The organism is Nocardioides sp. YR527 (genome assembly GCF_900101045.1).
GTDB lineage: Bacteria > Actinomycetota > Actinomycetes > Propionibacteriales > Nocardioidaceae > Nocardioides.
On record NZ_FNFN01000003.1, the window covers coordinates 351,063 to 362,743 of the forward strand.

Sequence of the window (11,681 nt, forward strand, 5' to 3'; positions counted from 1 at the left end):
CCTCAGTTTGTCTGGAAACAGCACACCCCGAAGGAATGACATGAAGATTGATCGACCACAGCGTTCTCGGCGCTTCCTCGGCACCCTGGCAAGCATCACGACCGTCGCTCTGGTTCTCACGGCCTGCGGGGGCGGTGGCGCCGACGAGTCCGGCGGCTCGGGCACACTGACGATGGCCGCGGCCACGAACGTGCAGACGTACGACCCGCAGATGGCCGCGGTCGCCCAGGAGTACTACCTGAACCCGGTCTTCGACACGCTGGTGCACGCGTTGCCCGACGGCAAGTTCGAGGCGGGCCTGGCCGAGTCCTGGAGCAACGTGGACCCCAAGACCTTCGAGCTGACCCTCCGCTCCGACGTCACCTTCAGCGACGACGCCCCGGTCGACGCCGAGGCCGTGGCCGCCAACTTCGAGCGCGGCATGTCGATGACCGCGAGCCCGTCGCTGGCGTTCTACGCCAACATCGCCTCGGTCGAGGCGGTCGATGACGTCACCGTGCGACTGAACCTCAAGGGGCCGACGACCGACATGCTGGCCCAGCTGAGCCGTCTGCCGGGCATGATGATGAGCCCGGCGTCCTTCGACGCCTCGCCCGACACCCAGCCGGTCGGTGCCGGCGGATGGACGTACGACGCTGCGGCGTCGAGCGCCGGCGACGTGCAGGTCTTCCAGGCCAACTCCGACTACTGGGACCCCGAGAGCGTCAAGGTCGACACGGTGGAGATCAAGGTGATCGAGGATGCCGCGGCCGCCACCAACGCGGTCCTCGACGGCCAGGTCGACATGATCGAGCTGCGTGGCGAGGGTGACCGCGAGACGGTGGACAACGGAACGCTCCAGCTCGTCGAGCGGACCACCCCGAACGTCTACTACGTGCAGATCATGGACACCGACGGCACGCTGCTCGAGCCGATGAAGGACGAGCGCGTACGCCGCGCCCTCAACCTGGCGATCAACCGCGAGTCCTTCGACACGGGTCTTCAGTTCGGCAACGGCGACCCCACCGCCAACTTCTGGCTGCCGGACTCGCCGTACTACGACGCGTCGACCGAGGAGCTCGCCTACGACCCGGCGGAAGCCAAGCGCCTCCTCGCCGAGGCAGGTTACAAGGACGGGTTCAAGGTGACCTTCCCGTCGTTCGGTGCGCTGACGGTGGTGTCGGAGTCGATCCAGCAGATGTGGGCCGAGATCGGTGTCGATGTCACGATCGAGCAGGTCGAGCCGGGCACGTTGGCCACGGTCATGCGCGACGGAAAGACGACCATGGCGCCGACTCTGGCCCGCGGCTTCACGGCCGAGAGCCAGTACGCGGAGCGGTTCGCTCCCGGCAGCCCGTACGACACCCTGGGCACCGACCGGGGCGATGTCGCCGACCTGGCCAAGGTGGCCCTGACCGCCGAGACCCCCGAGGCGCAGGCCAAGGGCTGGCGTGACGTCTACACCTACCTGGTCGAGCAGGGCTACCTGATGGTCATCGGCCACGAGACACCGACCGTCGTCGCCGCCGAGAACATCAAGGGTGTCGAGCTCGCGCCGTCGGACAACCTGCCCAAGCCGTTCGACATCAGCGTGGGCTGAGCGGTGCTTCGCGTCGCAATCGGTCGCGCTGCGGCTCTGGTGCCCCTGCTGTTGATCGCCACCTTCACCGCGTTCCTGCTGCTCCAGATGACTGCCACCGACCCTGCCGTCGTACGTCTTGGTGAGAACGCCTCGGACGAGGCCTACGCAGCGTTCCGGCACGAGATCGGCGTGGACCGCCCCTTGCTCGTCCAGTACGGGAGCTGGTTGGCGGGGGCGGTCCACGGAGACCTCGGCGTCTCCTGGTCCAACTCGGCCTCGGTGACGGATCTGCTCACCAACCGGATGCCGGCCACGTTCTCGATCGCCCTCGGCGCGCTGGTCGTAGGGCTGGTCATCGGCCTCCCGGTGGGCATCGCCGCCGGAATCCGGGCCGGCCGGAGCGCCGACTCGCTGCTGACCGCGGGCGCCTCGCTCGGGCAGGCCGTGCCCAGCTTCTGGCTGGCCCTGCTGTTCGTGGCGTACGTCGCCATGAAGACCTCGCTGTTCCCGGCCACGGGCTACGTCCCGATCACCGAGGGTGTCGGGTCCTGGCTGCTGAGCATCACGCTGCCCTCCGTGGCTCTCGGGGCTGCCGCGGCGGGCGCCTTCGCCCGGCAGACTCGGGCGGGCTACGTGCGGGTGCTGCACGAGCCGTACATCCGTACGGCCGTCGCCGGGGGCCTGGCTCGTCGTCGCATCCTGTGGCGCACGGCGCTGCGCAACGCGGCTATCCCGGTCGTGACCACGGTCGCCGGCACGGCGGCGGTTCTCGTCGGCGGTGCCGTCATCGTCGAGCAGGTCTTCGCCCTCCCGGGGCTCGGCCAGCTCGTCCTCAACGCCATCCACAACGGCGACATGCCGGTGGTGCTCGGGTTCGTCGCCCTGATGGCTCTCCTCATGGCGTTGGTCCAGTTCGTGCTCGACCTGACCTACGCCCTCGTCGATCCAAGGGTGCGTGCCGGATGAAGAACAGTGTGATCGTCAAGGCGTCCTGGGCGGTCCTCGCGGTGGTGGTGTTCCTCGCCGTCGCGGGGCCCTGGATCGCCCCTTACGACCCGACCGTCGGCGAGATCAGCGACGCCCTCGCCCATCCGGGACCCGAGCACTGGCTGGGCACCGACTATCTCGGCCGCGACACCCTCAGCCGTCTGATCGACGGTGCGCGCGTGTCGATGATCGCGGGTGTCGAGGCGACGGCTGTCGCCCTCGTGCTCGGTTGCTCCATCGGCATGGTCAGCGGCCTTCTCGGCGGCACCGTCGACCGCGTCGTCATGCGAGTCGTCGAGGGCATCTCCGCGATCCCCGCGATCGTCCTGGCGATCGCGATCATCGCGGCGCTGGGCAGCGGCCTCGGCAGCTCGATGCTGGCTGTCGGCATCGCGTTCGCGATGGCGGTCGCCCGGTTGGCGCGTGGCCTGACGCTCTCCGAACGCGAGCGGATGTACGTCGACGGAGCCCGTGTCGTGGGAGCCGGACGCCTCGATCTGCTGCGCCGCCACATCGCGCCCAACATCGCCGCGCCGATCGGCGTCGAGGCGACGTTGGTGTTCGCTCACGCGGTGACGATCGAGGCCGGCCTGAGCTTCCTCGGCCTCGGTACGCAGCCGCCGGCGGCGAGCTGGGGCGTCATGCTCTCCACGGCGCAGCGCACGATGCGGGAGGAGCCGTTCCAGACGATTCCGCCCGGCCTTGCGCTGGTGCTCACCGTGCTGGCGCTCAACATCGTCGGTGATGCGATGTTCCGGCGCCGTCAGGGCGTCAGCTCGGACAACCCCACGGGCTACCTGGAGCCGATCGGGATCACTGCGACCGCCGAGTCCGCCTCGGCGGGACGCTCCGTGGACGCGGTCGACGGCGTGCCCCCGCTGCTCGACGCACGGGCCGTGGAGGTCCGCTACGGCGATCACGTCGCGGTCAAGGGCGTCGATCTGACGATTCGACGCGGCGAGGTCGTGGCTCTGGTCGGTGAGTCCGGCAGCGGCAAGACGTCGGTGGCCATGGCGCTGGCCGGGCTGCTGACCTCGCCGGCGTCGGCGTCCGCCGAGCGGATCTCCCTCGCGGCCGCCGAGCCGCTGGAGCTGACCGGTGCCGGCCGCAAGGCCCGGGAGACCTGGCGCAGCCACGTCGGCGTCGTGTTCCAGGAGCCGTCGGCCGCGCTGAACCCGCTGCAGACAGTGGGGCGACAGCTGCGTGACGTCATCGAGGCGCAACGGCGTCTGGTCGCGGCGCGCGGCGAGTCGCGAGCGAAGCGCACGGTCGACGATGAGATCGTCGAACTGCTGACCTCGGTCGGTCTGCGCCGCCCCGCCGAGGTGGCCCGGCTGCGTCCCGGCCAGATCTCGGGAGGCATGGCCCAGCGCGTGATGATCGCGCTGGCGCTGGCGAAGTCACCGACGCTGCTGATCGCCGACGAGCCGACCACGGCGCTCGACGTGACCGTCCAGGCGGAGATCATCGCACTGCTGCGTCGCCTGTGCGAGGAGCACTCCTTCGGCGTGCTGCTGGTCACCCACGACCTCGGTGTCGCCGGCGAGCTGGCCGACCGCGTGGTGGTCATGCTGCACGGGGAGGTCGTGGAGGCCGGGCCCATCGAAGACGTCGTCCGCAGACCTTCGCACGCCTACACGGCCGCACTGGTCGCGGCCGTCCCGCGCAACGAGCCGGGTCGGGCGATCCTCAGCTCGCCGGTCGACCCGGTCGAGGCCCTCGAGATGTCCCCGGCAGGAGAGATGCGATGAACGCGACGTACGCCCCCTTGGTCTCCACCGACGGCCTCACCGTTCAGTTCCCTCGGCGTCGCACTCTGGGCAACCCGCGACCGGAGCCGTTCGTCGCGGTCGACGGCGTCACGGTCGACCTGCGCCCGGGCGAGATCACCGGCGTCGTCGGCGAGTCCGGATCAGGCAAGTCGACCTTGGCGCGGGCGCTGTTGCGGCTGGTGCCGTTCACCGGCGGGGCGAGCGTCTGCGGGTTCGACGTCGCGGCGCTGCCGGCGCCCGCGCCGCCGACCTACCGACGCACCGTCCAGGCGGTGTTCCAAGACCCGCTGCAAGCGCTCAACCCGCGCCATACGGTGGCCCAGCTGGTGGGCGAACCGCTGCGGATACACACCGACCTCGACGAGTCCGGGCGGCGAGATCGCATCGTGGCGACGCTCGAGTCCGTGGGGCTGGACGCGTCGTTCCTCGGGCGGACGACCCGGGAGATGTCGGGTGGGCAGCGACAGCGGGTGGCGATCGCGCGCGCGATCATCATCGAGCCGTCCCTCCTCATCCTGGACGAGGCGCTCAGCGCCCTCGACGTCACGACCGCGGCATCGGTGGCCAGGCTTCTGCACGGCCTCCTGCGCCCGGACTCGGCGATGCTGTTCATCGGTCACGACCTGGCGATGGTCCGCCAGCTGTGCGATCGCGTGCACGTGATGCGAGAAGGCCGGGTCGTCGAGTCGGGCACGGCCGAGGAGGTCTGCGGCTCGCCACGACACGAGTACACCCAGCTGCTCGTCTCGTCCATCCCACGACTGCTCGTCAGTGAAGGTTGATCGGCTCAACGGAGAGGTAGGCATGTACCAGACACACACGGAGGTTTCAGGACATGACAGACGTCGGCGCGTACGCCGTAGGAGCTTGGCGGCCAGCGGGTTCGCCATGGCGGCCGTCATGACGGCGACGATCGGCAGCGCGGCCGTGACAGCCGTGCCCGCCAGCGCCGATGCCGGCGCGATCACCACCGTCCAGATCGAGCCCTCGTCCACGGGGGCCGGCATCACCACGGAGACGAACGTCGACCGATATCACGTGGTCGTCGAGCCCGACGGTGACCGTCAGCCCGAGCTCGTGGTGATGCTCAGCGGGTCGAACGTGGCTGCGGCGGGCTACGGCGACCTCGTCGCCCATGCGGGCGGACTCGGCTACGCAGCCGTGAGCCTGAGCTATCCCAACCAGGGCACGATCGGCGCCGCCTGCCAGACGACCGTGGCCACGGACCGGTGCTTCGACAACGCGCGAGGCGAGATCGTCTTCGGCGCTGGTGTCCCCGATCCGCAGGGGCAGACCTACGCCTCGGGCAACGTGAGCGTCGACGCGGCGAACTCCATCTCGGGTCGCCTGGTCGCACTCATCGACCACCTGGCCGTCCAGGACCCGTGGTGGGGGAGCTTCCTCGTCGACGACGTGACCTCGCCGTACGTCGCGACGCACCGTGGTCCGGTTCGGCTGGACCACAGGAAGCTGATCCTCGCCGGCCACTCCCAAGGTGGCGGTCATGCCGCCTTCCTGGCGATGCGTACGGAGGTCGAGCGGGCGATCCTGCTCGGAAGCCCCGACGACACCACTCAGTCCGGCACGGCAACGTGGATCGGCGCCGCTTCGGCGACGCCGCTCGACCACTACTGGGCGATGCGTCACCAGTCCGAGGGAGCCTACGGTGCGCATCTCGCCCAGGTCTGGAGCGAGCTCGGCGGCGCCGGCATCGGCGCGGGAGACAACACGGCGGAGGTCCAGGTCGGCGACGGCTCCGGAGACCCGCAGGGCAGCCACCGTCTGGTGCTCACCGTCGAGCAGGGCACGGCGCTGAAGAACCACATGTCGACGGCGTACGACGGCTCCTACCTTGCCGGCGTACCGGTCGCGTGGACCTACCTGCTCACCGCGGACGGCGATGCGACCGCGCGAGCCGGGCAGATGGCGCGACAGCACGCCCAGCGTCACGCTCACGGTCGAGGCGGGAGCCACCCGCCGCACTGACGTGCACGCAGGCAGACGACAAGGCGCTCGGCTGAGGATCTCAGCCGAGCGCCTTGTGTGCGCGGACCTTAAGGTCAGTCGACCAGTGCCTGGTAGACCAGCTGCGGCATCGTCTCGCGCATCGGCAGGGGAGTCGACGAGAACACCTGGGTGAAGAACAGCATGGTGAGCTCTTCGACCGGGTCCACCCAGAACCGGGTGCCCGCCATCCCGCCCCAGCCGAAGCTGCCCGGCGTACCGGGACGACCAGCGGTCGCCGGATCGAGGTTCACGGAGAAGCCGAGTCCGAAGCCGGAGCCTCGCATCGGCGACTCCGAGTAGAGCGGGCGCCCGTACGTGTCGAGGTCGACGCCGCCCGGCAGGTGGTTGGTCGTGATGAAGGAGGCGGTGCGTGAGCCGATGACCCGCTGTCCGTCCAGCTCTCCTCTGCGCAGCATCATCTGGGTGAACCGGTGGTAGTCGTGGGCCGAGCTGATCAGTCCGCCGCCCCCGGACTCGAAGGAGGCCTTGTCGCAGCCGTTGGCGAAGAGGTCGCTTCGGACCAGGCCGTCGGGCGTGTGGGCGTAGAGGTTGACGAGGTGCGGCTCCGGATCTGCCGCCCTGCCGAAGCGGGTCTCGGTCATACCCAGCGGACGGAAGATCCGCTCCGCCAGGAACTCGCCCAGGCTCTTGCCGCTGATGACCTCGATGACACGCCCCAGGACGTCGGTGGCCATGGAGTAGGCCCACTCGGTGCCCGGCTGGAAGAGCAGCGGAAGTGCGGCGAGCTCGTCGCACAGCCCCTCCAGGTCGATCGCGGTCGGGACGGTGGTGTCGAGCTTGCGCTCGCGGTACATCGCGTCGACCGGATGCTGGCGCAGGAAGGGATAGGTCAGGCCCGAGGTGTGGGTGAGCAGGTGCACCATGCGGATCGGCTCGACGGCTGCGACCGTGTTGGGACGGAGGTCACTGCCGCCCTGGTAGACGCGTACGTCGGCGAAGGAGGGGATGAAGTCGCTGACGGGTGTGCTCAGCTGGAACGCGCCCTCCTCCCACAGCGTCATCGCGGCCACCGAGACGATCGGCTTCGTCATCGACATGATGCGGAACAGCGAGTCGTGCCCGGTCGGCGTCCGGGCCTCCAGGTCCCGGTAGCCGTAGGAGGAGTCGTGCACGACCTTCCCCCTGCGGGTCAGGACGAGCTGCCATCCCGGCAGTCGGCCCTCATCGACGAACCGCTCCAGGTAGCGATCGATGCGGGCCAGCCGCTCGGGAGCGAAGCCTGCCTCCGTCGGATCGATCTCGATGTCCATGATCGCCTCTCCTTCCGGCTCGCCGTTGTGGCCAGCGTCACTCGTCCAACGGATGCTAAAGATGGTTGGCACTGCGTGTCAATCTTAGTAGGACTTGTGGTCCGTCGGCCCAGGTCTCGGTGTCCTGGAATGAGACTCCGGATGTTGTATTTACGCGTGATATCTGGTCCAATTTTGCCCTCGGGAGACATGGTCGACAGGTGGCACGGCGTGCCTTCGGGTGACGTTGAAGGAGAAGAACGATGGCATTGCACGGCCTCATGCAGAGCACGCAGCTCACGGTCTCGACGCTCTTGGGCCCGATGGAACGGTCGTTCTCGGCCAAGGGCGTGACCACCGCGCAGGCGACCGGACCGAAGCGGACGACGTACGCCGAGGTGGCCGAACGGACGCGTCGGCTGGTCACGGCTCTCGGAGCGCTCGGCCTGCAGCCGGGTGACCGGGTCGCGACCTTCGGGTGGAACAGCCAGCGTCATCTCGAGCTCTATCTCGCTGTCCCGTCCGCTGAGATGGTGCTCCACACGGTGAATCACCGTCTGTTCCCTGCCCAGATCGACTACATCCTCGACCATGCCGCCGATGTGATGGTTGTCGTCGACGCGTCGTTGCTGGAAGTCGTCTGGCCGATGGTCAGCCGGTCCCGGCACATCCGCCACGTCGTCGTCATGCCCGATGACCCGACGGTGACGATTCCGGACGACGAGCGAGTCCTCGACTACGAGCAGCTGGTGAGCGGTCATCAGCCGGCCGACGGGTCTCTCTTCGTCGGGGACGAACGCACCGCCGCAGGCCTCTGCTACACCTCCGGCACCACCGGGAACCCGAAAGGCGTGCTCTACGACCACCGATCCATCGTGCTCCACGCCCTGATGCTCCTGGGCGCTGACAACCTCGCCATCTCCGAGGCCGACGTCGTGATGCCGGTGGTGCCGATGTTCCATGCGAACGCGTGGGGTCTGCCCTACGCGTGCGTGATGACCGGCGCCGATCTGGCGATGCCGGGCAACCAGACCGATCCGGCGCTCCTCGCCGAGCAGCTGGAGCGCGAGCGGGTCACCCTCGCCGCCGGCGTCGCCACCATCTGGCGCAGCGTGCTGCCTCACCTCGACGGGCGCGATCTCAGCGGTCTCCGTCGCCTCATGAACGGCGGTGGCCCGTTGCCGCCGTCGTTGTCCGCCGCGTACGAGCGGGCGTGTGGCCTGCCCTTGACCAGCAGCTGGGGCATGACCGAGATGAGCCCCGTCGGCGCGGTCTCACGGATCAGCACCAAGGACCGGACGGCGAGCGAGGAGGAGCGTCGCGACGTCCTGACCTCGCCGGGTGTGAAGCCGCCGCTCGTCCAGATGAGGCTGCGCGATGCGCTCGGGGGCGATGTGCCCTGGGACGGAAGGTCCCCGGGGTCCCTCGAGGTCGCAGGGCCCACGGTCGCCGCCGGCTACTACCTCAACGACGACCACGACGCGATCACCGACGACGGCTGGTTGCGCACCGGGGACATCGCGACTCTCGACCCTCACGGCTATCTGCGGATCGTCGACCGCGCGAAGGACCTGGTGAAGTCCGGAGGGGAGTGGATCTCCTCCAGCGCGCTCGAGAACGAGATCATGAGCCATCCGGCAGTGCTCGAGGCCGCTGTCATCGGGATTCCCGACGAGCGCTGGGAGGAGCGTCCGTTGGCGTGCATCGTGACAACAGAGGGTGAGAGTCTCACCTCGGAGGACGTGCGAGCGTTCCTGCTCGGCCGGGTCGCCAAGTGGTGGATCCCGACCGACTACGCCTTTCTGGACGAGCTCCCGACAACGGCAACCGGCAAGATCTCCAAGCTGAGTCTGCGCGAGGCGATGGCCGCGCGCCCGAAGGAAATGACGCCGAAGACATGACGACTGATTCCGCACCGTCCGGTCGCCGCGAGGACGGCAAGGCCCAGATCTCCGCCGTGGCGATGGAGCTGTTCCTGGCTCGCGGCTACGACAACGTCACGGTCGAGGCCGTGGCGGCGGAGGCCGGCGTCTCGCGACGTACCGTCTTTCGCTACTTCCCCTCCAAGGGAGAGCTTCCGTTCCCCGACCATGCCGAGCGCCGCAGCATGATGGAGAAGATGTTCGCCGATCTCGGCAGCGATCCGATCGAGGACGTCTTCGAGGTCACCGAGGCGGTGTTGCGCGACTTCCTGAAGCACCCGGAGCTGGTTCTGTCGCGTTATGCGCTCACCCGCCAGATCCCGCTGCTCGCCGAGCGGGAGATCCTCGAGCACGAGAAGTACGTCGCCATCACCCGCCGACACCTGAGCACTCATCTCGAGGTGTCGACCCCCAGCTTCGTACCCCAGGCGGTGGCGGCGCTCATCGACGGCGTGCACCGGTCGGCGTTGTCCAACTGGATCCGCTCCGGTGGGACGTCGGATGCCATCGCCGAGCTGCTGGAGGGCTTTGCCTGGATCAGGGACCGGCTCGGCTCGTCCGGCCTCGGTTCGACCGCGCCCCGGCTGTTGGTGCTGCCCGACAATCCCCGAGTACGCCGTGCGCTGCGCGATCTGGCCGAGGTGTCCGAGGAGCCCGTTGCCGGACACGGAGAGCTCGAGTGAGTGCCAGGTGAGGTCGGTGCGCACATCCGTGTTCCGGCGTCCGCGGTGGATCTACGGCAGCGGCGCCGATCCCGACTACCGCTTCAGTCTGGCCAACGAGCGCACGTTCCTGGCCTGGATTCGAACCAGTCTCGCCCTGTTGGCGGCCAGCGTCGGTCTCAGTCTGATCGACCTCGAGGGGCCGCGTTGGGCCCAGCAGGTGGCCGGTGACCTGTTGGTCCTCCTGGCCCTGGTCGGTGCGGTCGTCGCGTGGCTGCGGTGGGCCCTGGCCGAGCGCGAGATGCGGGCGGCCCGGTCGCTGCCCAGCTTTGCCGGCGCTGCCGGAGGATTCGCGCTGGGCGTCGCGGTCGCCGGAGCAGCCATCCTGGTGGCCCTGGGATGAGTCCCGTCGGGCAGGACGCCGGGGTCGCCGCGGAACGTACGCGCCTGGCCTGGGCACGCACGTCGCTCTCGCTCGCCGCGGCGATGGCCGTCGCTGCCCGGGTCGCGCTTCCGTGGCTGGGCTGGTGGGCGCTCGGTGTGTTCGTGGCCGGCGCCGCGATCCTCGCTTGGTGGAACCTGCTCCTCGACCGGGCCGCCCGCGACGCAGATGCTGCGCAGGTCGGAGCCGGACGCGCCGCCGTGGTGGCCGGCACGACCGTCGTCATCTGCCTGCTCGGACTGACCGCTCGCCTGGCGGCAGCTTGATCGCCCCGCTCAGCGGGGGAGTGCGGCGAGCTCGCTCAGCTCACGCTGGTAGGCGCGGTAGGTCTCTCGCAGGTCCGCTGCCGGCCAGTCCGCCGGGCGGAGCTCGACGGGGAGGAGCGGGTCGTCGCTGAGGTGGCGCACGATCGCGGCCGCGGTGGCGAGACGGAGCGCGGGCTGGGGCGTCGACGACAGCAGGTCGAGCAGCCGCTCGGCCTCGCGTGCCCAGCCGCGGAGATCCCACAAGGAGGCGGCGAGCTCGCCCGGATCCTGCTCCGGTGTTGCCGTGAAGTCCTGCAGGACCGGGTCCGAGAAGCGCGGCCGCTGAAGGTTGGCCGGCCGGGTCCAGACCCCTTCGCGCAGCTCGGCGAGCCGGTGCGCCTTCAGGGCGTCGCGCAGCACGGCGCGTTCGGGGCCCGGTCGGCCGGCGGTGACCACGACGGCCATCTCCCAGGAGCCGTCCCACGCCTTGTCCGCCTTGTGCACCGCTTCGTCCTGATGAGCCTGTCGCTGGACGAGCCGCTCTCCGAGCCGGTAGCCGGTCTCCGTCCTGGTCAGGTCGCCGTCGCCGACGGCGCGGGTGACCGCGACCCGCACGGTCGCCGGCGCGATGCCGAAGAACTGGCCGGCGCGGGCGAGGTCGGCCGGGGTCAGCGGGCTCGGGTGCGCGCCGAGCATCAGGCTCAGGATGGTGGAGCGGGCGGAGAGCGGAGCCAGTTCATCGCGCGCGGTAGCCACGCGGCCATCCTCTCATGCAACGTTTATCGACACGGTTGTGCCTGATTATGTAACATCGTGGTTGATGGCCTCCACCA

At 69.3% G+C, this 11,681-nt stretch carries 11 protein-coding genes; 9 read left to right on the forward strand and 2 right to left on the reverse strand.

Annotated elements, in window-relative coordinates:
* Positions 1 to 40: 40 nt before the first annotated feature.
* The 5 genes from BLT25_RS10260 to BLT25_RS10280 all read left to right on the forward strand — a co-directional run bounded on the left by BLT25_RS10260 (position 41) and on the right by BLT25_RS10280 (position 6,306).
* Positions 41 to 1,579, forward strand: a complete 1,539-nt coding sequence (locus tag BLT25_RS10260) for an ABC transporter substrate-binding protein (protein WP_176883774.1) — start codon at positions 41 to 43, stop codon at positions 1,577 to 1,579.
* A gap of 3 nt (positions 1,580 to 1,582) precedes the next feature.
* Complete coding sequence (locus BLT25_RS10265; protein ID WP_091045148.1) at positions 1,583 to 2,527, forward strand: ABC transporter permease; 945 nt, start codon at positions 1,583 to 1,585, stop codon at positions 2,525 to 2,527.
* A complete protein-coding gene (locus BLT25_RS10270; RefSeq protein ID WP_091045151.1) occupies positions 2,524 to 4,299 on the forward strand; it encodes a dipeptide/oligopeptide/nickel ABC transporter permease/ATP-binding protein in 1,776 nt (591 codons plus the stop codon). Before BLT25_RS10265 ends, BLT25_RS10270 begins: the two co-directional genes overlap by 4 nt.
* Positions 4,296 to 5,102: an ATP-binding cassette domain-containing protein gene (locus BLT25_RS10275; RefSeq protein WP_091045153.1), complete on the forward strand. Its 807-nt coding sequence runs from the start codon at positions 4,296 to 4,298 to the stop codon at positions 5,100 to 5,102. The genes BLT25_RS10270 and BLT25_RS10275 overlap by 4 nt, the downstream gene beginning before the upstream one ends.
* 118 nt (positions 5,103 to 5,220) lie before the next feature.
* The gene (locus tag BLT25_RS10280) at positions 5,221 to 6,306 is read left to right on the forward strand and encodes a BPSS1187 family protein (protein ID WP_143033705.1); all 1,086 of its coding nucleotides are present in this window, start codon (positions 5,221 to 5,223) and stop codon (positions 6,304 to 6,306) included.
* A gap of 74 nt (positions 6,307 to 6,380) precedes the next feature.
* On the opposite strand, the gene BLT25_RS10285 is transcribed toward BLT25_RS10280, so the two are convergent.
* On the reverse strand, positions 6,381 to 7,598 hold the full coding sequence (locus tag BLT25_RS10285; RefSeq protein ID WP_091045158.1) for a serine hydrolase domain-containing protein: 1,218 nt from the start codon (positions 7,596 to 7,598) through the stop codon (positions 6,381 to 6,383).
* A gap of 242 nt (positions 7,599 to 7,840) precedes the next feature.
* Here BLT25_RS10285 and BLT25_RS10290 point away from each other — a divergent pair, with 242 nt between their 5' ends.
* Genes BLT25_RS10290 through BLT25_RS10305 form a run of 4 tightly spaced genes read left to right on the forward strand, consistent with a single transcriptional unit; the run spans position 7,841 to position 10,869 of the window.
* Positions 7,841 to 9,478: a long-chain fatty acid--CoA ligase gene (locus tag BLT25_RS10290; protein ID WP_256328535.1), complete on the forward strand. Its 1,638-nt coding sequence runs from the start codon at positions 7,841 to 7,843 to the stop codon at positions 9,476 to 9,478.
* A complete protein-coding gene (locus BLT25_RS30145) occupies positions 9,475 to 10,182 on the forward strand; it encodes a TetR family transcriptional regulator (RefSeq protein WP_091045161.1) in 708 nt (235 codons plus the stop codon). The genes BLT25_RS10290 and BLT25_RS30145 overlap by 4 nt, the downstream gene beginning before the upstream one ends.
* A gap of 16 nt (positions 10,183 to 10,198) precedes the next feature.
* Positions 10,199 to 10,564 (forward strand): YidH family protein, encoded by a 366-nt coding sequence (locus BLT25_RS30150; RefSeq protein ID WP_218131298.1) that lies wholly within the window; start codon positions 10,199 to 10,201, stop codon positions 10,562 to 10,564.
* A complete protein-coding gene (locus BLT25_RS10305) occupies positions 10,561 to 10,869 on the forward strand; it encodes a DUF202 domain-containing protein (RefSeq protein WP_091045167.1) in 309 nt (102 codons plus the stop codon). The genes BLT25_RS30150 and BLT25_RS10305 overlap by 4 nt, the downstream gene beginning before the upstream one ends.
* A 9-nt stretch (positions 10,870 to 10,878) precedes the next feature.
* On the opposite strand, the gene BLT25_RS10310 is transcribed toward BLT25_RS10305, so the two are convergent.
* Entirely contained in the window at positions 10,879 to 11,604 is a 726-nt protein-coding gene (locus tag BLT25_RS10310) for a PaaX domain-containing protein, C- domain protein (protein WP_091045170.1), read from the reverse strand.
* Positions 11,605 to 11,681: the final 77 nt, after the last annotated feature.